The organism is Microcoleus sp. PH2017_35_SFW_U_B, assembly GCF_020737865.1.
In the GTDB taxonomy this organism is placed as follows: Bacteria; Cyanobacteriota; Cyanobacteriia; order Cyanobacteriales; family Microcoleaceae; genus Microcoleus.
Window position 1 is genome coordinate 1 of record NZ_JAEQDE010000074.1, and the last position, 22,848, is coordinate 22,848.

The 22,848-nt window shown below is 47.1% G+C and carries 15 protein-coding genes; all 15 read right to left on the bottom strand.

From position 1 onward, the window contains the following. Nucleotides 1-476: 476 nt before the first annotated feature. Entirely contained in the window at nt 477-2,897 is a 2,421-nt protein-coding gene (locus JGK36_RS20940) for a sucrose synthase (protein WP_293197895.1), read from the bottom strand. A gap of 131 nt (nt 2,898-3,028) precedes the next feature. After that, complete coding sequence (locus JGK36_RS20945; RefSeq protein WP_293184217.1) at nt 3,029-4,552, bottom strand: carboxypeptidase M32; 1,524 nt, start codon at nt 4,550-4,552, stop codon at nt 3,029-3,031. Between the two features lie 80 nt (nt 4,553-4,632). Continuing rightward, the gene (locus tag JGK36_RS20950; RefSeq protein WP_293197897.1) at nt 4,633-5,835 is read right to left on the bottom strand and encodes a tetratricopeptide repeat protein; all 1,203 of its coding nucleotides are present in this window, start codon (nt 5,833-5,835) and stop codon (nt 4,633-4,635) included. 463 nt (nt 5,836-6,298) lie between these two features. After that, on the bottom strand, nt 6,299-6,691 hold the full coding sequence (locus tag JGK36_RS20955) for a type II toxin-antitoxin system Phd/YefM family antitoxin (protein ID WP_293192454.1): 393 nt from the start codon (nt 6,689-6,691) through the stop codon (nt 6,299-6,301). 119 nt (nt 6,692-6,810) lie between these two features. After that, on the bottom strand, nt 6,811-7,983 hold the full coding sequence (locus JGK36_RS20960) for a tetratricopeptide repeat protein (RefSeq protein WP_293197899.1): 1,173 nt from the start codon (nt 7,981-7,983) through the stop codon (nt 6,811-6,813). Next, on the bottom strand, nt 7,980-9,158 hold the full coding sequence (locus JGK36_RS20965) for an ATP-binding protein (RefSeq protein ID WP_366516587.1): 1,179 nt from the start codon (nt 9,156-9,158) through the stop codon (nt 7,980-7,982). Before JGK36_RS20965 ends, JGK36_RS20960 begins: the two co-directional genes overlap by 4 nt. 358 nt (nt 9,159-9,516) lie before the next feature. Continuing rightward, a complete protein-coding gene (locus JGK36_RS20970; protein WP_293184203.1) occupies nt 9,517-10,035 on the bottom strand; it encodes a Ycf51 family protein in 519 nt (172 codons plus the stop codon). Between the two features lie 114 nt (nt 10,036-10,149). Continuing rightward, the gene (locus JGK36_RS20975; RefSeq protein ID WP_293184199.1) at nt 10,150-11,211 is read right to left on the bottom strand and encodes an adenylate/guanylate cyclase domain-containing protein; all 1,062 of its coding nucleotides are present in this window, start codon (nt 11,209-11,211) and stop codon (nt 10,150-10,152) included. Next, entirely contained in the window at nt 11,208-11,582 is a 375-nt protein-coding gene (locus tag JGK36_RS20980; RefSeq protein WP_293151691.1) for a response regulator, read from the bottom strand. Before JGK36_RS20980 ends, JGK36_RS20975 begins: the two co-directional genes overlap by 4 nt. Nucleotides 11,583-11,702: 120 nt before the next feature. Then, the gene (locus tag JGK36_RS20985; RefSeq protein WP_293184197.1) at nt 11,703-12,797 is read right to left on the bottom strand and encodes an RNA-guided endonuclease TnpB family protein; all 1,095 of its coding nucleotides are present in this window, start codon (nt 12,795-12,797) and stop codon (nt 11,703-11,705) included. A gap of 127 nt (nt 12,798-12,924) precedes the next feature. Then, the gene (locus JGK36_RS20990; protein WP_293151805.1) at nt 12,925-13,299 is read right to left on the bottom strand and encodes a response regulator; all 375 of its coding nucleotides are present in this window, start codon (nt 13,297-13,299) and stop codon (nt 12,925-12,927) included. Continuing rightward, entirely contained in the window at nt 13,292-16,960 is a 3,669-nt protein-coding gene (locus JGK36_RS20995; RefSeq protein ID WP_293192448.1) for a response regulator, read from the bottom strand. The genes JGK36_RS20990 and JGK36_RS20995 overlap by 8 nt, the downstream gene beginning before the upstream one ends. A 555-nt stretch (nt 16,961-17,515) precedes the next feature. Beyond that, nucleotides 17,516-19,996 carry an MASE1 domain-containing protein gene (locus tag JGK36_RS21000; protein ID WP_293192446.1) on the bottom strand — a complete coding sequence of 827 codons (2,481 nt, stop codon included), beginning with the start codon at nt 19,994-19,996 and terminating at the stop codon, nt 17,516-17,518. A gap of 1,141 nt (nt 19,997-21,137) precedes the next feature. Further along, nucleotides 21,138-22,457, bottom strand: a complete 1,320-nt coding sequence (locus tag JGK36_RS21005; RefSeq protein ID WP_293197902.1) for an ABC transporter substrate-binding protein — start codon at nt 22,455-22,457, stop codon at nt 21,138-21,140. Nucleotides 22,458-22,676: 219 nt separating this feature from the next. Then, nucleotides 22,677-22,811: a hypothetical protein gene (locus tag JGK36_RS21010; protein ID WP_293184189.1), complete on the bottom strand. Its 135-nt coding sequence runs from the start codon at nt 22,809-22,811 to the stop codon at nt 22,677-22,679. Nucleotides 22,812-22,848: the final 37 nt, after the last annotated feature.

The window sequence follows — 22,848 nt, forward strand, 5'->3', positions numbered from 1 at the left end:
AATAGTCTCGTGCGATCGCCCGAGTTGCGGACAAAGCTACCCAAATAGTCAAGGATGGGTAGCTTTGTCCATAAATTAAGTTACAGTTTCAAACCCCGTCGCCGGCGAACGACACAAAGGAAGCTCGGCAGCAGATGCCAGTAAAGAATGTAACGGATAGAAGGAGAAAGGAAGAAGGAATCCATGGCTGATGTTTGGGCCATTAAGAACGTCCTAACGGTTTCTTAGCATCCACCCGAAATCAAGGTACGTTGTTGCGCTTCAGCGCTCCCATCTATCAGAAAGAGCGCTGAAGCGCAACAACTTACCTAGTCGATTTCTTAGGATCCACCTGAAATCAAGGTACGTTGTTGCGCTTGAGCGCTCCGATATACGCCGAAAGAGCGCTGAAGCGCAACAACGTACCTAAACGTACCCAGTCGATCGCTCTAACACTTTTTTGTCTCAACCGGCCCCTACAAACCAAAACTTCCCACTTATCGCTGTGCGTGCTCCTCCAGTAAAGCCTTCGCTCTCGGCTTGTAAATCAGATAAAACAGCGCTTCTATGTAGCGGAGCATATCTTCGCGGTTTTCCTTGGACGAGTAGTTCCAGAAACCGTAAGTCCGGGCCAGAGTCAGCAGCTTGGTAGTGTGAATTTTCCAAGTATACGTGCTGTAAACTCTGTCAATTCCTCGCGTTGAAATTTCGTACCAATAGTTGGGATTCTGTTCGCATTTCGATAAAAAATCGAGAATTTCTTGGGCAGTTTCCTCGTGGTTGGTCGGGTTGATATAGAACCCATTTACTCCATCTTGAATGATTTCTATCGGCCCGCCAAACTGCGTCCCGAAAGTCGGAATCCCGGTAATCATTGCTTCGAGAATTGTCAAGCCGAAAGCTTCAAATAAGGCTGGCTGTACAAATATACCTTGGCCGTCGGCGATTACCCGGTAGATTTCACCGGACAGGCTTTTGGACAGCCGCACTCCCAGCCAGCGAATTTTACCGTGCAGCTTGTATTGCTCGATAATTGCGTAAAGTTTTTTAATTTCTTCGGCTTCTTCGTAGTCTTCGGTTTCTTCGACTCTCAGCTTGCCGGCTACTAAAATTAAGTTGCATTTTGCTTGCAATTCCTCGCTTTTGCCAAACAATTCTGCTAAGCCTGTCAGGTTTTTAATGCGATCGAGCCGGGCCATCGAAAACAGAGGGCGCTTTTGCGGGTCGTCGAGTGTTCCGAACACCTGTTCCGGGTCTTCGAGGGTAAACAGCAGTTCGTTGAGCCGATCGCGATCGCCCTGCACCCTATCTTCGTTGCGCGTGTACGGAAAGTATACACTTTCGTTGACTCCCGGCGGCACGACATTAAATTTAGGGCTGAACAGCTCAATCCCGTTGACGACGTGGTACAAATCCGGCATGGTAAAACAATTGTAAGATTCGTACTGCCCGACACTATCCGGTTTGCCGACAATCTCTTGATAGGTGCTGCTGACAATACAATTAGCCGCATTCATGGCAATGATATCGGCAGTAAATTGCAGCGCAAAATGGTATTTATCCTCAGATTCTTGCCAGTAGAGATTGCTGAACAAATATTTAGATTTTTCCAGGGCGTGGGCAATATTGCACTGAGTAACTTTGAGTTTTCGCGACAGCAAAAATGCCACCAAATTGCCGTCAGAATAGTTACCAATTATTAAATCTGGCTTGCCCTGAAACTCAGCCAGCAGTTCTTTTTCAGCATCGATCGCGTAAGTTTCCAAATAAGGCCAAATCTCGAACCGCGAAATCCAATTTTGAGTCAATTTGGGATTGAAGTCGCGGAAGGGAACCCTCAGAATCCAAGCATTTTCGGTGCCGTAAACTTTTTCCAAACGTTCGTTGCAGCGCGTGCCATCACTGTTTGGAATTAACCTGGTGAGAATAATTACTTTTGGTTTTACACCTAAACTATCGAGACCGGCAAGATGAATGTCTTCTTGCAGTTGTCTCTCTAAATTCTTCGCTTGATCGAGCACGTAAACTACTTGACCGCCCGTATCCGGACGCCCCAACACTCCTTCTTGACCGAACCAGCCGTGAGGAGAAACTAGGACGATTTTGAAAATCATCGGAATCCGAGAAATAAATGCTTCTAGGGTTTGGGGATCGGGGGAATCAATTAATTCGTCGAGAATTCCTAGAGTTTCCTGCACGCGGGCTGCGGTATTTCCCCAACCTGCATCCAAACCCATCATTTGCAGGACGAATTTAAATCTCTCGTAGGGTTCATCTTCAGAAAGTTCGCTGACAAAGGTGAGGGCTTTTTTGACTTGTTCTGAAAGTTGTTCTTGAGATTTTATGCGATCGTTAATTAGTAATTGTATGCCGTTGTAGCGGTGAATCCGCAAGAAATCAAATAGAGTTTCCTGCCACTGTTTGGAGTCTTGAAACAGTTTGCTGGAGAGGTAGCGGTTGAGGAATTGCACTCCTTTGCCGATGTTCTTGGGGTCGCGTATGGAGGGGGAATAGTCGTAAAAAGGGCCGAAATCTAGTTCGAGGATGTCGCCTTCTTGGGGGTGAAAGTGGTTGACGAAGCGATCGCGCACGTCGAGCAATTCTTGCACTGTCATCGGTTCCAGTGTCAAGTCATCTCCAACTCGCACTATTTCCATTGTCGCAATTTTGGGCCGCAGCAGGACGCAAAGACTGCCTGGTTCGAGAATAATTTCCTGAACGTAGTAAATCAGTTTGCTCAAATGAGAGGATTGATGAAACTGTTGGGACTTTTCGTATTTGGTGCAGTAGGCGGCAAAAGCGCTAACTATATCGTTTCGCAGTAAATATTTGTTTCCCAAAGCCCGCAAATCGCTGGCAAATTGCCGCAAGTCGGTTTTTTCGTCGCTGCAAATAACAGCCTCAAAGAGTTCAGACATAGATACTCCCTTATTTGAGATTTCTGATTTTCGCTCTAAAAAAGGGCGATACTGTATTAGTACCACCCTTTTTTTAGGCGCCTACTTTTTTTAATCTCATTTTAAAGTCTGCAATAGGCAATTGCTCTCCCTCAAATGACATAAAATTCGCCGTATTTGTGGCGAATGTAGCGCACAAACGGATCGATAGTTAAAGGTGAACCGGTGACGCGATCGATCAATTCGACGGCAGTGTATTTGCGGCCGTGGTCGTAGATGTTTTGTTTGAGCCAGTCGTGGAGTACGCTAAAGTTTCCCTGTTCTAGTTGTGCGGGAATTTCGGGATGGTTTTTGAGTGCGGTTTCGTAGAATTGAGCGCTCATCAAGTTGCCGAGGGTGTAACCTTGAAACATTCCGCCGATCGTCCCAACATACCAGTGAACATCCTGCATCGCACCGTCGCTGTCGGTAGCGGGGACAACGCCGAGGTCTGTTTTATAGCGATCCTTCCAGGCTTCGGGGAGGTCTCGCACTGCTAATTTGCCTTCTACCATTGCCAATTCTAGGTCAAAGCGGATGGCGACGTGGAGGTTGTAGGTTACTTCGTCAGCATCGGTGCGGACGAGCGATCGCGAGACCTTGTTAATGGCGCGGTAAAATGCGTCTGGGGATACTGCGCCCAACTGTTGCGGAAAAAGGCTTTGCAATTGCGGGTAAAAATACTGCCAAAAACCGCGGCTGCGCCCGACTAGATTTTCCCAAAGCCGCGACTGGCTTTCGTGCACGCCGGAGGAAATGCCACCTGCGAGTAGCGTACCTTCAAATTCCGGGGAATTGCCGAGTTCGTAGAGGCCGTGTCCGGCTTCGTGGATGCTGCTGAAGAGGGCTTGATCGAGGTGATCTTTGTAGACGCGGGTGGTGATGCGTACGTCGTCTATGGAGAAGTTGGTCATGAAGGGGTGCAGGGTGGTGTCCTGCCGTCCGCGCTGGAAGTCATACCCCATGAGTTGTACGACTGTGCGGGTGAATTCTAGCTGTTGAGCTTCGGAGAAGTTTTGGTGCAAGCAGGAGTCGTCAGCGGGAGGTTGTGAGGTGATGGCTTCGACTATGGGTACTAATTCTTGACGCAGTTGGGCGAACAGCGGGCGCAGCAGGGATACTTTCATGCCGTAGTCGCTGCGATCGATCAAAGGATCGGCAATGTGTTCGTATCCGGGGAAAAAGTCGGCGTACTGCCTGCTTAATTCTAAGGTTTTTTCGAGATATGGCTCGACGGCTGCGAAGTTGTTGGCTGCTTTGGCTGTTGCCCAAACTTCGTAGCAGTCGGCTTGGTGGCGGCAGAGTGCGGACATGAAGGTGGCGGGGACTCTGGCGGCACGATCGTAATCTCTGCGGGCGATGCGGATCAGGCTAGCTGAGGTAGAGTCATAGGGGAGGGTTTGTTCGTAGAAACGCAAGTCTTCTAGGAGTTCACCTATTTTGGGATCGGTAAATTTTTCGTGGGATATTTGTTTGAGAGTTGCCAACTGACGGCCTCTCGCAGTTGCACCTTTGGCGGGCATATAAGTCGCCTGATCCCAATGCAACAGTGACGAGGCTGATTCGATGTCGGTAACTTCGCTGAGATGCGCTGCGAGTTGAGCGAATTTTGCTTGAGTTTTGTCTAGGGTTTGCATGATTGGGGTTTGTGGTGCTGTTTTGCCTACAAAGGTTGCAGTGCGGCATCGGTATCCATCAATCATTTGCTACCCTGAAATCAAGCTAAAAACCGCACCTGTTCCCGTATTGTACGCAATTTAGAGTCATTCTGGCATAGTTTCCTGTATTTTTCCGGATTTAGTTCGATCGCCTTTGATAAGTTTTGGATCGCTTTCTGAATGCTGGTTTCTACAGCTTTGGGGCTGTTTTTGCGATCGCCTGCTGCTTTTTCTAGGGCGTAGACGCAGGCTTTTTGATAGTAAAGATTTGGATCGTCGGGTGTAATGGCGATAATGCGATCGTAGGAAGCGATCGCTTCGGTAAAGCGTTCGATTTTTTTGAGGGCGACAGCGCGGTTGTACCAGGCTTCGATGTTTTCGGGCTGCAACTCTAGGGTTTTGTCCCAGGAAGCGATTGCTTTTTTAAACTGTTTTAAATTTACTAAGGCTAAGCCACGGTTGTACCAGGTTTCGCTGTCGTCTGGCTTGAGTTCGATCGCTTTGTCCCAGGAGGCGATCGCGTTTTCAAATTGTCCCATTTGGGCGATCGCCGTGCCGCGTTTGTTCCAGACTTCCGGGGAATTCGGGCGCAGTTGCAGAGTTTTGTCGTAGGAAGCAACGGCTTCGGCGTAGAGTTTTTCCTCGGCTAGGGCTAAGCCGCGGTTGTACCAAGCTTGATGCAAGTCTGGTTTTAGTTTGATCGCTTTGTCGTAGGAAGCGATCGCGGCTGCATTTTGCCCGGAGTGTTTCAGCGCAAATGCCTTGTTGTACCAAGCTTCCGAGTAGTCTGCTTGAATGGCGATCGCCTTGTCATAGGATGCGAGGGCTTCTGAGAATTTTTCTAAATTGACGAGGGTGTTGCCGCGGTTCGTCCAAGCTTCGTGATAGTCTGGCTTGAGTTCGATCGCCTGTTCGTAGGAAGCGATCGCTTCTGAGAGCCTGTTGAGCTTCCGCAACACGTTCGCGCGATTGTACCACGCTTCTGCATTTTTTGGTTGAATTTTTAAAGATTTGTTGTAAGCGGAGATTGCTTCGGGTAGCTGTCCCAACTTTCTGAAGGCTACGCCTTTGTTGTACCAAGCTTCGTGAAATTTTGGTTCGAGTTCGATCGCCTTAGACCAAGATTCGAGCGCTGCGGACAAGCGTCCCATTGATTCTAGGGCGTTTCCGCGATCGTAGAACGTTTGAGCGTTTTGGGCGTTGGGTGATATGGATTGTTCTCCAGATTCGATCGCTTTTTCTCTGTTAGCTAACTTTTGCAAGGGTTTTCACCTCAGTATGTAAAATTGTCGTTTTTTCTTTTATATGCGATGTTTTTCGCCATCTGCCATCTAATGGTGGCGATTGTACCTTAATTTTGTTATTGTTGACAATCTTACCTAAATTGGAGAACTTTTGCAATTTTTTATCGTTGAATTCTAAGTAATTTTGTCTTCGGTGTTGATTTGGATGTATGGATTTTTACTAAAATTTTTCGGGAATTGCGTAGAAGAGTGGAAAGGGCGATGAAGATGACAGAATTAGGTTGACAGAGTAAGTAATGGCGATCGGCAGAAACCCGATTTTGCAAACAAACCAGGTTTCTGAGTATTTATTCGTTATATCAATTCCGTTGCATCGGAGTTAATATAACCCGAAATCAGGACACGGCAGATGACCCGGCGGTTGAAACCGCGTCTATACAAACCAAGTCCGCCTACGCGGACTAAGAAATAAGGGAGATATTTAAGCTAGATATGGTTTACCGTCAGCTATAGTATAAATGTCTTCTTGGGGGTCGAGAATCGAACCAAAATTAGGATCGATCGCTGTTTTAATCCATTCTGAGTCGTGGAATGGCAAGCCATCAGCTAAAGTGTAGATATCTTCCGCTGAGTCTCTCAGAGAATCAAAGGCTGGATTTGCGATCGCAGCTTTTAGCCATTCATATTCTTGTAGTTTTGCTTTGTCAATCAGGGCGGCTTCTAATGCTTCTAGCCGCTTCAGATCGGCATAAGTAATAATAGCAGCGATCGCCCTTCCTTCCTGTTCTATGACAATTCGTTCTCCAGTATCCTCAACGCGGGCGATGAGTTCGGGAAATCTGTCATTAGTTACAGTTACATTTAGTTGAGTCATCTTTTACCTCGCTATTAATCTATCATAAAGTGTTTGTGATGCTGTAGGGGCGGGTTCACCAACAATTTCTGCCAATAACTAACAATCTCATAAACCCGCCCCCACCCAACGGCTAATCCCTATCCTTGAATCAAGGCTTGAAACCGAACATCAGATCGCATACTGTCAAAATCCGAGTCAGTTTTTGCCATTTCTCGCCATTCATCAGGATTCAGATTGATAGCTTGCTGCAAATTCTGAATAGCTTGGTCAATCTGACTGTGCAACGCATAGCAGCAAGCTTTATTATAAAATGCAGATGTGTCATCTGGTTTGAATTCTAAGGCTTTGTCGTAGGAGGCGATCGCATCTTCTAGCCTGCCTAAATTACGCAGTGCAATGCCCCGATTGTTCCAGGCTTCGTGATAATCTGGTTTGATTTCTAAGGCTTTGTCGTAGGAGGCGATCGCATCTTCTAGCCTGCCTAAATCATCCAGTGCACTGCCCCGATTGTACCAGGCTTCGTGATAATCTGGTTTGATTTCTAAGGCTTTGTCGTAGGAGGCGATCGCCTTTGCATAATCTTCAGCCGAGCGATACAATAAAGCTTGTTCAAAAAACAATTCAGCTTTTTGTTCTGATGTTTGCCCATCCTCATCAATTAAACCTTGAAGCCTCACCAATTCGCGTTTCCGCGCTTCGGGAGTCAAAGCTAGATATTGTTCTAACTGCCATCTTTCCGAACAAGCCTGCATTGATTCGGCTTGCAAGCTTTCCTGATCCATCGAAAACTTAAATAAGCTCGATCGCCAATCAAAAAAGTCCGGCGCGCGATGAATAAAATATTCAATACCGAACTTAGGCAAAAGAAAAACAAAACAAATTTTAAAATTATCTAGAAAACGCTCTCGCTGCTGGTTGATATTCATTAAAACAGGTGGCACTCCCCGCCAACTGTAAGAATAAATATCCTTGCTTTCCCATCCGATCGCCCTTTTTTCTCGTTCGTATTCATCAAACGAATATTCTAAGCCTGTCACAAACAAAATATTAATTTCATCTCGCTTTGGCAACTCTTCAATTAAATTATAAAAATTATAAACCGACTCATTCAGCGGCAACACCTCAACCTTTTTTCGAGGGAAATCTGCTTGAACTTTCGTAATCAATCGTTTCCCCTCCGACGGCACACACTCCACAAACAACAACCGGAAACCATTTGTCCGTCTGAGAGTGCGTACCAGAGATTCATATTCTTCCTCCGGTGTTGCTGGTGGCAAATCTTCGTCCCAATCAATGATTTCCGATGTCATGGCTCAAGTTGTGCAACTGCTTCCTTAAATTCCAGAATGCCTTTAATTAGCGGGTGAACGTTATACCAATTCTGCATTTCTTCTTCATCATAGTATCGATATTCCAAAATACAGCGGTTAAATAGCAAATCGCGGTGCTGTTTGTCATTAAGTATCCGGTGAGAGACAGATACTTTCGCTAAAATTGACCATTCTTCTTTATTAACGGTTCTTCTATAAATATTCCGCAAGTTCGTAATTGCCCTTTGCGCTGCTTTTGCAGTAATTGGCAAATCTTGGGTACGATTTATAGCTTCTTGCAACATCGACAGCAAATTCCTGACGTGTCCCCCACTCATCAAACACAGCTTTTCTAGTGTTTCTCTGTTTTCAAACCATTGTGTTTCCAATTCTAGAGATAAATTGGGTTCGACTTGTTTCACCCGTTTCTCAATCACCTGTTTCATTTTAGCAAGTCCCGCTTGATTAACTTCACCGCTGGGATTGTTTACCATAATCATCGGCAGCACTTGCGGAGCGTTATTATAGTTATTGCTCAGATCGGCCGCGCGATTGGAATGCACCATCGAAATTGGTACTGTATAAACGATGTGACAATCTAAAGCTTTGAGTTGTTCGCTGCGGTCTAAAAAAATTTCGTCGAGATTGCTGCGTTCCCCTCCGTCTTTAGAAAACTGCACGATCTTATCTAAATTATCCGCAATTATTGCCAATTGCGAATATTTGTCGGGCAACCTTTTTTTAGCATTCCGAATAAACTGATTCAGCGCCTCAATCAGCGTGGTAGTGTGAGGATTAACTTTTTCTCTAATTTTTTGGCGCAGACTAGGTTCGGTTCTCACATTCGCCGTCAGTTTGGCAAACTGAGCAATTTGCATTTCTAAGCTCAATGTTTCAAAAGATACTTCTGTCAAGGCTAAATCTTTTAAATCGTTCCAGCGGTTTTTCATCCAATCGAGTAAAGGTTTTGAGTCCGCATCTTTAATTGCTTCTAATAAATGTCTGGTACAAGCCAGCAAAATATCTGTATATTCCGTATCTTCGGTATTGATATCTTGTTCCTCAGCGGCGAAATAAACTACAAAATAACCTTGTTCTTGCAAATACTGTTCTAGTCTTCGTAATTCGGTTGATTTTCCTGCACCAAAATGTCCGGCATACAACTGACAAGTCATCTCTTGGGAACGCTGAATATTGAGACCTAAGTCTACGATAATATTGTCATCTCCTCAGACTTCCCCACAGTTAACATATCGCGGATCGCCTGCCGATAAAGGCTCGTATGGATTGCAAGCATTGAAGAGGTTTGTTAGTAATTTTTCGGAATCTTGAGTCATAATTATATCCTTTTTTGATAACCATCTAGTATGCGATCGGGAGTTACCCACTTCGACCAAAGAAACCGGGTTTTTATAGAATCTATCGGCTACAATAAAGTCTTTTCCTAAAAACCCGGTTTCTGAACTGAATCTTAGTCCGCGCAGGCGGACTTTGTTTTTGTAGAAGCGGTTTCACTCGCCGAATAATTGATTTTTAGGCTTGATACTTTTTCAGAATAGCGACTTTTTCGGGGTAGATGTCGATCGCCATTTTGTCATCATATCTCGTCGCGAGCGATCGTCGCACCTCACCCAAAAACAGCGGCTGAGACAGACCAGGCTCAGGATGTACCACCGTCCGAACGCGGATTGTCATGTAATCTCTTCCGCTTCCCGATCGCCCTGGAGAGTACAAATCAGCAGCCACTTGCTGCATTGTTGCTTCTAACTCGGATTCAGTAATTGAAGGTGGCACGGTAACTACAGTTTGGGCGCCGCCAGTATCGTAAACTAAAGAATAGCGCACTGCACCGGGAATTTCTGTGCGCGAAAACAGTCCTAAACCGAGACCGAATATACTCGCAGCAATGACGGCCATAAAGCTGCTCACTCCTACCAATCGGAAGCGAAAACCCCATTTCAAGATAAATGCTACGATGGTTAAAACAAACAAGGCTACTGTTAGAATTCCTGCCCATTGGGCATACATTAAAAGGTTAGAATTTACGTTCATTTTTCAATTTAGTAATTGGGTAATTGGTAATTGGTAATTGGTAATTGGTAATTGGTAATTGGTAATTGGTAATTGGTAATAGTTAACTGCCAACTGCCAACTGACAACTGTCAATTATGCACCTTTTCGGGCCACAAGCAGATAAGTCATCATATCGCCTTTTCCTTTCACCGAAATCACGCCGCGCTCCTCAAAAACATATTTATTCCGCAGGCGCTCGTAGGTAGCAACTGTCACCTGAATGCCGCCGGGAATGCCTTGAGATTCCATGCGGGAAGCTGTATTTACTGTGTCTCCCCACAAATCGTAAGTAAATTTTTTAGTGCCGATGACTCCGGCTTCTACGGGGCCCGTGTGGATGCCGATGCGGATGCTGAGCGGCTGTCCTCCCTTGGTGCGGATTTGAGCCATTGCTCCTAGAATGTCGATCGCCATTTCTGCAATGCTCTCGGCGTGGTTGTCGCTTACTTTTGGCAAACCGCCAACCACCATATAAGCATCGCCGATCGTCTTAATTTTCTCAAGTCCGTAGCGATCGGCCAACTCGTCAAAAGCTGAAAAAATCTCGTTGAGCAATTCCACCAACTCCGCTGGCGACAAATGAGCCGAAAGCTTGGTAAAACCAACCAAATCGGCAAACATGACAGTAACTTCCGCGAAACTGTCGGCGATCGTATTTTCTCCTTCTTTGAGGCGTTGGGCGATCGGGCCTGGCAAAATATTCAGTAGCAAACGCTCGGACTTTTCCTTTTCCTCGGCCAACTCCCGCAGATAAGTTTGTTCCTTATCCCGCAGCCGCTTCTTTTCCAGACAGGCACTAATCCGAGCCTTGAGCAATACGGGATTGAACGGTTTAGAAAGATAATCCTCCGCCCCTAATTCAATACAGCGGACAATACTGTCGATATCGTCCACCGCCGAAATCATAATCACTGGGATGTGGCGCAACTGCTCGTCTGCTTTCAGATGTTCCAGAACTTGATAGCCGTTCATTTGTGGCATCATAATGTCCAGGAGTACCAAATCAAAAGGCTCACTACGCATCAGTGCCATAGCTTGGAGACCATCTTCAGCAACAGTCACCGCGTGGCCTTGACGCTGAAGTCGGCGGGCCAGCAAATCGCGGTTTACCTCATTATCGTCAACAACCAGGACGCTGCCGTCGTCAGTTTTCATTGCATGGCCTCTTTCAGAAGCATTTCGATTTTACTCAAAAGTCGCGGAAATTCCACAGGTTTGGTGTCGTAATCGTCGCAGCCTGCCGCCAAACACTTTTCACGATCGCCCGCCATAGCGTTAGCCGTCAGCGCAATCACCGGAATCATTTTAGTTTCGGGATCCGCTTTAATTTGCTGGGTTGCTCGCCATCCGTCGAGCACCGGCAGGCTCATATCCATCAAAATCAAATCCGGTACTTTTGTCTTCGCCATCGATACCCCCTCCGCGCCATCAACAGCAATCGACACCTCATACCCTTTGCGGGCGAGGCGCCTCGACAGCATATCCCTGTTCATTTCGTTATCTTCTACCAACAGGATTTTAGCCATTGCTTGCCTGCTTCATAAAACTTACCTAAACCTATCTAAAGCCATCTTTAGATACAATTACGAGTTTACTTCCTACGCTGTTGGGTAGTCGGCTATCCCAAGATAAGTAGGCTATCCCCCTCAAGCCGAGGGTTCCCAATTTAAAATGTTAATGCTGGCGTTCCAATCGCGATCCAAATATCTGCCACAAACAGGACAGTCAAAAGTCCGTATGCTTAGTGGCATATCTTTTTTTGTGCCGCAATTTGAGCAAGTTTTGGTACTAGGAAACCACTGGTCTACCAATACCAAGTTAGCTCCATACATTTGACATTTATAGTCGAGTTGACGTTTAAACTCATAAAAACCAAGGTCAGATATTGCTCCCGCTAACTTGTGATTTGCCATCATTCCTTTGACGTTCAAATTTTCAATCTTAATTAACTTAAAAGTTTTAGCTAAATAAGTTGTTAACTTGTGAAGGAAATCTAGGCGAATACGAGCTATCTTTGCATGAATCTGGCTAATCTTATTGTAAGTTTTACGCTGATTTCGAGAGCCTTTTACCTGCTTTGATGCTTGGCGCTGTAAAGTAGCAAGCTTTGTTTTCGCACGGGCTATTAACGGCTTCGGTGCATCAAAAAACTGCCCTTTTGACAGAGTGGCAAATGACTTGATACCAACATCGATTCCCACAGAACTTTCAGACTGCTGAACCGGGATACGCTCTGCATCAACGCAGATAGAAACAAACCAGCGATTCCCTTCTTTTGAAATCGTGAAAGTTTGAGAAATAAAACTACAATCTAGGGCTTCGTAAAGCCGAAAAGTTCCCAGAGTAGGAATCTTAATAGTGTTGCCAGCGTTTAACAAAACTTTGCCGTTAGATGAATCAACCGTAAAAGATTGACCGTCTCCACGACTGGCGAATTTTGGATGACCTGAAGAACCAGAACGATATCGGCTAAAAGCATCTTTCAAGTCAATCAAAGCGTTTTGGTAAACTCGGCTAGACAATTGGTTCATCCAAGCGAATTCAGGGTGCTTTTTGACGTAATTAGTGAAAACTTTTTTAATTTCGTTAATCACCTTTGAGTCTGTAAGTTTCCCCTCACTGTACATTTGAGTCCGCAAACTTAACCCCATGTTAAATACCACGCGCCGAAATCCTGCGTGTTTCGCCATCAAGGTCGCTTCCCTATTATTCAATTTGAGCGCTCGTTTGACGGCAAACATGGTTAAACCTCGTCTAGGTAATTAACTGTGGATAAGTTTAGCAAACTATTTGGTACTTAAGTCCGACTCAAAGTCTACTGAGGCTTTAATGTCTTAAGAATCCCGATCGGTGTTACGGCGGGGACTCTCAAGTCATGGCCTCTTTCAGAAGCAATTCAATCTTACCCAGAAGTCGGGGAAACTCCACGGGTTTGGTGTCGTAGTCGTCGCAGCCGGCTGCGATACACTTTTCACGATCGCCCGCCATTGCGTGAGCCGTTAGCGCAATCACCGGGATCGTTTTAGTTTGAGGAGCTGCCTTAATTTGCTGGGTTGCTTGCCAGCCGTCGAGCACTGGTAGACTCATATCCATCAGAATTAAATCCGGTACTTTGTCGAGGGCCATCGACACTCCCTCAGCACCGTCCACAGCAATAAAGACCTCATGTCCCTTGCGGGCCAGACGCCTCGACAGCATATCCCTGTTCATTTCGTTATCTTCGACCAACAGGATTTTAGCCATTGGTGTTCTCCTTGCCTTTCGAGTCATACCTGCGATCGAGCCTGTCATTCACTATAGAACGAACATCGCGCAGCAAAGTATCGCAACTGTAGACTCCCTTTTGCAGAACCCGATCGACATAGCCGTTGAGTTGCTGACTTTCTGCGGTCGTCAGGTCTTTGGCGGTAATTACGACGATCGGTATAGGATCTTCTGAATGCGACTTGCGAAGTTCGGCGATCAACTCAAAACCATCCATTTCTGGCAGCATCAAATCCAGCAAGATCAATTGCGGGCGATCGACTTCTAGCTGTTCGAGAGCAGTGCGTCCGCTGTCAGCTTCCGCCACAGCCCAGCCTTGTTTTTCTAATATCCGCCGCAGTATTTTGCGGGTGGCATCGTCATCTTCCACAACTAATATCTGACAGGGCAAACTGTGAGCCGCAACGCCTTCTTGGTCGCGTCGGTACTTGTTCAACAAAGCAACCAGCCGTTTGCCGTCCACTGGTTTGGTGAGGTAGTCCGAAGCGCCCAATGCAAAGCCGAGGCTTTTGTTGCCAACAAAGGATAGCAGGATTACGGGAATCTCGGCAAGGTCAGGATCTGCCTTGAGGGCCGACAGCACCGCCCAGCCGTCCATTCCGGGCATGATCACGTCGAGGGTAATGGCGTCTGGCCGCAGTTGCTTCGCGAGCCTGAGGGCTTCCTCGCCGTTACCTGCGACTTCTATGTGCAGTCCTTGGCGAGCGAGGGCGCGCTCGATCAAATCCTGGGAGATGGGGTCATCGTCAACTACCAGCACCGTGCCGACAGCAGGTGCGTCCGCAGTCCTAGTGCTGTCGCCGACTTTGTTGGGGATTTCCGGTTCTTTGATGGCGCTGGGCAAGAGTACGGTGAAAGTAGTGCCTATGCCCAACGTGCTGCTTGCTTCAATGCTGCCGCCCATCATCTGGCAGAAGCGCTGGCTGATAGCTAGTCCCAAACCGGTGCCGCCATACTGCTTGGTAGTCGAGGCGTCAGCTTGGGTAAAAGGTTGGAAAACTCGCTGCAATTGATCTTTTGTCATGCCGATGCCGGTGTCGGTGACGCGAAAACTTAAAAATTCTGAGTTAGAAATTAAAATTTGGGCAGATTCCTCTTGATTTTTCATTCTTAATTGTTCATTGGTAATTCTTTCAACTCCGATCGCAATTTTCCCGTTTTTGGTGAACTTCGCAGCGTTGCTGAGTAGGTTCAGCAGCACTTGCCGGACTTTGGTCATATCGGCGTGCATCGTATCGAGATTTTCTGGACAGTAGACTTCTACCGTGTTGCCGTTTTTTTCCACTAGCGGCTTCGCTGTCTCCACAGCACTTTCAATCAAGGCATGAATGTCGAAGTTTTCTAAGTAGAGATCCATTCGACCTGCTTCAATTTTAGAGATATCTAGGATGTCATCGATCATCGATAACAGGTGTTTGCCTGCGCCGCGAATTTTTTCGAGGTCTGGGACGAAGGTTTCATCCCCGGAGTCTTCGGCTTCTTCTTGGAGCATTTCGCTGTAGCCGATGATGGCATTCAGGGGCGTCCGCAGTTCGTGGCTCATGTTGGCGAGAAATGTACTTTTTGCCCTGTTGGCGGATTCTGCTGCTTCTAGGGCCGACTGCATGGCGGATTCTGCAAGTTTGCGATGGGTGATGTCGGTGACAGTGCCTTCAAAGTACAAAATGCTGCCGCTTTCGTCGCAGACGCTGCGGGCGTTTTCGGAAATCCAGATCGTGCTGCCGTCCCGGCGGTATATTTGGGATTCAAATTTTGATACTTGGTGGCGCGCGGCCAATTGGGCTATAAACTCAGCGCGCCGGTTGGAGTCAACGTAAAGTTGGCTGCTGATGTTTGCTAGTTCGCCGACCATTTGGGCGACTGTTTCGTAGCCGTAAATCCCGGCTAGTGCTGGGTTGGCGGTGAGGTAACGTCCGTCTGGGGTTGTCTGGAAGATGCCTTCGGCTGCGTTTTCAAAGATGCTGCGGTATTTGGTTTCGGCTGCTCTCAAAGCTGTTTCTGCGCGTTGGCGTTCTAGGACATTGGCGAGCATTTCTCCTACCATTTTTAGATGAGTTGATATTTCGGTCGATCGACTCGCAGCAGGTTTGTAACTGTCGCATCCGAGAAATCCTAGTAGGTTTTCACTGCAAATTAGGGGAATCACGATTAGCGATCGCAGATTTTTTTGAGGTTTGTTTAATTTGGTTTTGCCCGAATGTGCGATCGTACCTGCGGAAGCGGTTGCTGTTTCCGAGGAGGAGTTTGTCAGGAATGTTGCTAAATTTTTGCCTGTCAACCAAGCTATTTCGGCTTGATTTGGGGGCGGGAGTTCGCGGATTTCTCTGATGTGCAGGCATTCGGCGCGATCGAGCTTTTCTGCAATCCAAGGGATTTGGGCGATGTCTATTTGTTGGGGGGCGCGGTCTTTAATTTGGGTCGGAACACCCTCGGCGCACCATTCGTAGGTTTTGTGAGCGCGAGTTTTGTCTGCCGATAACAAGTATATGTAACTGCGGTCGCAGTGGCTGAACTGGGCGATTGCTTGGAGAGTGCGATCGAACCCTTCATCTATGTCCGCTCCGGGCACAGCGATCGCATAGGTTGACAAAGTAGCAATCAATGCCTCAAATTCTACTCGTTCCTGCAAAGATTGTGCTATTTTTTGGCGATCGGTAACGTCTCGAAAGCTCCATATTCTGCCAACTGTGTTTGCTCCAACTTTTGATGGCAGTGAATTTAATTCGATAACTCTTCCGTCTTTAAATTCTAATAAGTCGCTGATTTTCGCATCTGGTTGGGCCGACACTTGCATCGCGCGTTCGAGAAATCTTTGGGGGTCTTTTAATTGTTCCCTAGCGAAGGGGAATTCTGTGGCGATGTTTTTTTCACTATTGCCTGCGGGCGATCGGCTCAAGTTTCCTGCTGCGTGAGACAAACCCCACATCTCGACAAATTTCTGATTGTAATTGCATACATTGCCTTTGGTGTCAACCGCGATAATTCCCGCATCTGTTGAGTCCAAAACGGCTTGCAGCATCGAGAGCTGCTGGTGTTCTCCCTGCTCAAAAAATACCAAGACTGATATTTCGCCACCCTCAATTACAGGATTGAAAAAATAGGAAACTGGTAAAATTTTCCCGTCGCTACATAGAAACTCATAGTCCCAATTGCTACAAGGTTGACGGTTGGCGATCGCCTCTTGTAAAGATAGTGTATGTGCGATCGCCCCATCTTCATTTTTGTGGTTTTTTTGTTTCCGAGCCTTCAAAACGGGGGATTTTTTGCCTTGCTTTTGCTGGGGGGCAATGCGATTTAGCAGCGAAATGCCTGCAAGTTCCGACTCTCGCCAGCCCAACAAGCGTTCGGCTGCTGGATTCACCGAGATGACCAACCCCTTGCCGTCAAGGATGCACAATCCCACCCCCAAACTGTTGACGGTCGATCGCAGTCGATCGAATTCTGAAGCGGTTGGAGAGTCTTGAGGGGATGGGGGCGAAGAGGCAAAATCCTTTAGTGCCAAGGGTTGCTCCTGACTGGGATCGCCGTCGTAGCTACAACTTACCTGCTCTAAGAATAGCTGCCACTGCTCGGCTGTGGGAGGGGGAGACTCGCCGGCTAAACCGAGCTGTTCGAGTTGGCGCTGGAGGTAGGGATGCATAATTTCTGGCGCTTTGTAGGCAACTTTTTACAGTATATATTTTTAATTAATAGTATATATGTGCAGCTATCTAGTGACTGGAAGAATACGCAATCTAACTCTATCACAGGTTCTATCGAGAACCATAGCTGTCATCTGCGTTATCCAAAATCTTTTAAATCGCCCTAAGTTATATTTAGTCTAAAAAAATTACATCGTCAACAAACCCATGCTCTAAATGTCTGCCACCTACTTAAAAATTGTATCATATTATCACAGTGAACTGACGCTGACAACCTCGGTTTCTGCCAGAACTAGGTTTTTTGAGCCACCAAAAACTGATAAAGTCCGAGGTACTCCTGTCGTGGAGAGATCAAAATTTTATACTCCTGTTCCTGCTCCCAGATTCATCTGTAGAGTAAATCTCAAATTTCAAGTCTCAAATCGACTGACTGCTCGACTCAGGTGAAGCAACCGGGTTTTGGGAGCGAGAGCGTGTCATTAATAAAATTGGCAGCAGCCAACAACAACTCACAAAATTTCTTATCGATCATACTTTTCCGGGAAAAATAAAATTTAGTTGATGATAGCTGGCAGCCGAATTGTAAAAGTAGAACCTTTTTCCAACTCGCTGGAAGCGGTAATATCTCCGCCCATCATTTCGCAGAATTTCTTAGTAATCGTCAGCCCCAAACCAGTGCCACCGAACCTCTTAGTAGTTGAGGAATCGGCTTGGGTGAAAGGCTCGAAGATTTTGACTAACTGTTCGGAACTCATGCCAATACCAGTATCTTTGACTGTAAAAACAATCCAATCTTGAGAGGCAGACCAGGAATACGAGCTATTTTCTAAGGGGTTAAGTCCTCTATAGGCTCCTTGTTTTTTGCGTCTCTGGGCAGCCTCGGCGGGGGTTTCGGCGCAGCGGGTAACGGTGAAACTAATCGCGCCCGAGGAAGTAAACTTCGAGGCATTACTGAGGAGGTTGAGCAAGGACTGGCGGAGTTTAGTTAAGTCGCTCTGCATCGAGCCAATATCCTCAGGGCATTGTATTTCTAAGATATTGCTATTTTTGTTTGCCATCGGCGCGATCGTGCCGACAACTTCCTGCACCAGATTTAAAATGGTGAAGGTTTCGATGTGCAAGTCGATGTGACCTGCTTCAATTTTAGTGAAGTCGAGAATATCTTTAATCAGCCCTAGCAAGTGCTGGCCGGCAGTGTTAATTTTTTGAAGGTCGTCGATGAACTCTTCGGCATCGAGGTCTCGGGCATCTTCTTGCAGGAGCTCGCTGTAGCCGATGATCGCATTGAGGGGGGTTCTGAGTTCGTGACTCATGTTGGCGAGAAAGATGGTTTTAGATCGATTGGCAGTTTCGGCTGCTAATGCGGCGCGACGGAATTCTTCGGAACGCAACCGTTCGGTGATGTCGCTGGTCATGATTAAAACGCACTGAGTGCTGCCGAGGTCGATGAGTTCCCCTGACATCAGCCAGTCGCGCACTTCGCCGGCTTTGGTGCGAATTTTGATTTCTTGGTTGCCGATCGAATTTTCTTCCCGCAACACGTTGGCTAGCCGCCGCTCGTCTTCTGAATTGACCCACATTCCTAAATCGGTGGGGGTGCGGCCGATACATTCCTCCCGCAACCAGCCTAAGGATCGCAAAAAGCTGTCGTTGGCATCGAGGAAGCGTGCGTCTGTGAGGGTGCAGATGCCGATCCCAACAGGAGAAGCGTGAAAAGCCTTGGAAAATCTTTCTTCTGAAGAATTCAGGGCGGCTTCGGCGCGCTTTCTATCTGTGATGTCTTGGACGGTGCTGGTGATGTAGAGGGAGTTGATGGCGGCTTGTTCGCAGACTGTGCGGCTCCTCCCGTCGGGTAGTAGCAGCCTGTAGTCGATGCTGTAAGGCTGTTGCTGAAATATAGCAGCTTCGATCGACCTTTTGACCAATTCTCTATCTTCGGGATGCACGTATTTCAAGAAGGCTTCGAGGCTGGGATCGAAAGTTCCCGGGCGTTCTCCCAGGATGCGATAAATTTCTTCTGACCAACGCAATTGCTCCGTGTTGCGATCTAAGTCCCAGTTACCTAGCTGGGCGATGCGCTGGGCGTTGGCGAGGCTGGCTTCGCTGGCGCGCAGGGAGACTTCTGCTTGGTGGCGTTCGGCGACGGTGGCGGCTAAGACTAGGCCGGTAACGGCGATGACGGCGATGAAGGCTTGCAGGGATAACAGTGCTTGGGGGATGCTGCTGGCGTGTTTGAGAAAGGGGCCGCTGCCTCGGGCGATGCCCCAGATGGCGAAGCCGCAGAGGATGAAGTTGGCGAGGGCCGTGTAGCGCTGGCCGAATCGAAAGGCAGCCCAAACTACTAGGGGAAATGGTAAGTATTCTAGGGGATAGCGAGCGTAGGCCGCGCGGGTGCGGGAACAGAAGACGAGCCAGCCGATTGCTAGCAGCAGCAGCAGCCAAATCACTCGTTCAGCTATCTGTTTGCGATGGGTGGGGCTTTTGGGCAATTTGTGCCACGTCAGCAGCAGGGGGGCGACGAGCAAAATTCCCATCGCGTCTCCTACCCACCAAGTACCCCAAATCGTCCCAAAATTGCTCCAGCTAGAGAAACCACTTACGCACACGATGATGCTGCCGATGGTGGAGTTGATTAGGGTAGATGCTAAGGCTGCTAGTCCGACTATTCCTAAAACGTCTTTGAGTCGATCGAGTCCGGCGCTAAAGTTAATGCGCTGTAGCAGATAAGTTCCCGTCCACGCTTGCAAGGCTCTGGCGCCCGCTGAGATCAAAGCAGTGCCGATGCTGGCCGCCGGTGCGCTCATGATGAACAGGAAGGCGCCGATCGCAATTCCCGGCCACAGTTGCCGCCCAAACAGCAGCAGAGCGACTTGAGCAATTCCTGCTGCTGGCCACATGGGGTAAATTTCTGAACTCAGGGTGAGAGTGGCAATGGCGAATTGCGATGCCAAATAGTAGATCAGGGCGATCGCCCCTACTGCGAAGAAGTACCGCCAGGAATGTCCTTTGATTGCGTTAAGGAACTTTTTCTGCATTGTCGTTTGGGGAAAAGGTGGATGCTGGTTTTGGTATCAGTAGGTGGCACGGGACAGGCACGGGGTAGGAAAAATCTTTCTATTAGGCGATCGTAGGTCAATCGATTTTAGATTTTAGATTTTAGATTTTAGATTTTAGATTTTAGAGGCGACCCCACGGATAAATTCGGGGGAAGAGAGGATTTTCGATTTTAGATTTGGGATTGATTCCACGGATAAATCTGGGGGCTTGTACCACATACAGAAATTCGCTTGTCATGGGTGGTAGGTAGGGAATAACCTGTTGAGATAATTTTTTGTGGAGCCGTTGAGGGTTCTGTTTTTTTTGCTGTGCGACCGCATCTGGGCATAAATTTCGGGAGCCTCTGTTTTTTGCCAATATATCTGTGATGGCTAAGCATTCGGTCTGTTAATTTTTGGTTTTCGCTAAAGATTTATGACCGAGCGACTGCGGGTGTCTGTTCGTGTCGGGCGATCGCAACTCTATTCACTCTAACATCTTGCACCATGGTCAATAATATCTAACGAACCGATAACACCCACGCAACATCTGAGCTTTCAGGTAAGTGCGGGGCAAGAAACTCGGTTTCTGATTGTAAGTGCAGGTTGGAATGATTTTCATGAGATTTTCAACCAATTAATCGAGTTAATCGTTAATCGTTAATCGGGGAGCATCTCATTTTTGTAAAAAGCATTTTTTTCTTATAGTGCGAGCTGTCGCGAGCTGGCGTATTATACGATACGCGAGCGGGGACGCTCTCACTATCTATCTAAATGCAAAACTGAGATGCTCCCGTTAATCGAGCCTTCAAGTCTTTCGTCGAATACAGTGAAAACAAAGAATTTACATCAAAAAAACATTTTCTATTTTTCTGTGATTGTTGCCAGAGAGCGATTGTCGAATTTCGTAAAGTAATCGCCATTTGTCTTATTAATTACCAATGACTAATGACTAATGACTAATAACGTTCGCGAGCGGGGACGCTCGCAAAACATGACTAATGACTAATAAGGTTCGCGAGTTATTAAGTTCGCAAAACATGACCAATGACCAATGACCAATGACCAATGACTACTGACCAATGCCCAATGCCCAATGCCCAATGCCCAATGCCCAATGCCCAATGCCCAATGCCCAATCTCACTTGACTGCAATATCTAAGGTTAATGTCAAACGGTCTTGAGCTTCTTTAAGAGCGTCTTGGGGGTTGCGGCCCAGAAGAGTTGCTTCTATGGCGCGGCCAAGGTTTTCTGACAGGCGAGAGTAACCAGAGATAATTGGGCGCGATCGGGCTGAGTTCATTTGTTCTAAAAATACTCCCAAAACAGGATTTTTTTTCACAAAACTTTGATAAGTTCGGCTCTCTCTCGATTTTAAGTTAATTGGTAAGTAACCTGTACCCAAGGCCCAGGCTGTTTGGAATTCTTCGCCAAGAACGTATTCTAAGAATTCAAGGGCTGCTTTTTCGCGTTCTGGTGAGGTTTTCATTAAAAATAGGTTTTCACCCCCAACAACAGTGGCGGAGCGCTTGAGGGCGGGTATAGGCATCACTGCATAGTCGATCGCGCTTTGCTGCAATTGTGCTAGAGTCCACGGCCCGGTGATTTGCATTGCGACTTTACCCGCGATGAAGTTATCGAGTTCGTAACCGCGTTCGGGTGCTGACAGTATTCCCGAACCTTCTGTTAACAAGTCCTTCCACAATTCCAAGGCCGCGAGAGAACCCGGGTTGTCTATTTGGGGTACGGGAGTTTGAGATGTTTCTCTCACGAGTTCGCCGCCTGCGCTGAACATGAACGGCAGCCAGGTGAATACTGTCCATTCTCCTTTGCCTAGGGGGAGCACTATGCCGTGTCGATCTGTGCGTCCGTCTCCGTTGGTGTCCTGTGTGAGCGATCGGGCTGTTTGCTTTAATTCTTGCCAATTCTGCGGCACTTTTTTAATTCCTGCTGCTGCAAACAAGCTGGGACGGTAAAATATTCCTGTATTGTTGGTGGCGAGGGGAATTGACCAAGTGTGTCCGCCGAGTTCCATTGACTCGAAAAGTGAGGGATCGATTTCGCCTTTGATGGGGGATTTGTCGAGCCAGTTTTCTAGCGGTTTAATTGCTTGGAGTTCTGCTAGTTTGCCGGCCATTGTGGCAGTATTCCACAGCAAATCTGGCGGTGCATTTCCTACTATTGAGGTAAGAATTTTTGGCAGTTGTTGGTCGGGCTGGCCGATGTAAATTTGTTCTACTTGGATGTGGGGATGCGTTTGGTTGAATTTGTCGGTGAGGGTTTTAAATACGTCGCGATTGGGCGGGGGATTGATGCCGTGCCACAATGTGAGTTTAATTTTATCGCTATTTTGGGGAATATTTTGACAGCCGCTTAATATCAGTAGATTTAAGGCAAGTAAAATGCACGCAACTCGTTTGACTTGCATTTTAAGTGCTTTGAGAAGTTTGGATAAAATCATTTTTTAGCTTTGCTTAGAGGGAAGAAGATTTTTTAGCAAGCGCAGGTGGTTAGAGGTGGGTGAAACTGGTTGAATCTCAGAATTTTTCCGAAGTTGATTTGTCTCTAATTCGGAGGTATTTTGAAACAAAATTGTCAAAAATTTGCCTCCTATAGCGGTTCTCAAAAAAGTCAGGTATGCCCTATGCCCCATGCCCTATGACCTATGCCCATGAGTACCTCATCTTTCTGACAAAGGATATAGTGTATCTTGCGGGCACATCCGATCGCAAGAAATTGCTGTCAGGTGCGATCGATCTTTTGCCAAGTCAGGCATTTCGACGCGCGCGAATGCGAGAATTCGGTTAATAGCCATTGGCTGACTTGTTCGTTATGAATATATTACCAGAAAG

Excerpts from the sequence above, each read along its gene's own strand:
- JGK36_RS21010 (WP_293184189.1), bottom strand. The coding sequence starts at position 22,811 with ATGGCTATTAACCGAATTCTCGCATTCGCGCGCGTCGAAATGCCTGAC.
- JGK36_RS21000 (WP_293192446.1), bottom strand. The coding sequence starts at position 19,996 with ATGCAGAAAAAGTTCCTTAACGCAATCAAAGGACATTCCTGGCGGTAC.
- JGK36_RS20990 (WP_293151805.1), bottom strand. The coding sequence starts at position 13,299 with ATGGCTAAAATCCTGTTGGTCGAAGATAACGAAATGAACAGGGATATG.
- JGK36_RS20960 (WP_293197899.1), bottom strand. The coding sequence starts at position 7,983 with ATGACATCGGAAATCATTGATTGGGACGAAGATTTGCCACCAGCAACA.
- JGK36_RS21005 (WP_293197902.1), bottom strand. The coding sequence starts at position 22,457 with ATGATTTTATCCAAACTTCTCAAAGCACTTAAAATGCAAGTCAAACGA.
- JGK36_RS20940 (WP_293197895.1), bottom strand. The coding sequence starts at position 2,897 with ATGTCTGAACTCTTTGAGGCTGTTATTTGCAGCGACGAAAAAACCGAC.
- JGK36_RS20955 (WP_293192454.1), bottom strand. The coding sequence starts at position 6,691 with ATGACTCAACTAAATGTAACTGTAACTAATGACAGATTTCCCGAACTC.
- JGK36_RS20985 (WP_293184197.1), bottom strand. The coding sequence starts at position 12,797 with ATGTTTGCCGTCAAACGAGCGCTCAAATTGAATAATAGGGAAGCGACC.
- JGK36_RS20965 (WP_366516587.1), bottom strand. The coding sequence starts at position 9,158 with ATGACTTGTCAGTTGTATGCCGGACATTTTGGTGCAGGAAAATCAACC.
- JGK36_RS20970 (WP_293184203.1), bottom strand. The coding sequence starts at position 10,035 with ATGAACGTAAATTCTAACCTTTTAATGTATGCCCAATGGGCAGGAATT.
- JGK36_RS20945 (WP_293184217.1), bottom strand. The coding sequence starts at position 4,552 with ATGCAAACCCTAGACAAAACTCAAGCAAAATTCGCTCAACTCGCAGCG.
- JGK36_RS20995 (WP_293192448.1), bottom strand. The coding sequence starts at position 16,960 with ATGCATCCCTACCTCCAGCGCCAACTCGAACAGCTCGGTTTAGCCGGC.
- JGK36_RS20980 (WP_293151691.1), bottom strand. The coding sequence starts at position 11,582 with ATGGCTAAAATCCTGTTGGTAGAAGATAACGAAATGAACAGGGATATG.
- JGK36_RS20975 (WP_293184199.1), bottom strand. The coding sequence starts at position 11,211 with ATGAAAACTGACGACGGCAGCGTCCTGGTTGTTGACGATAATGAGGTA.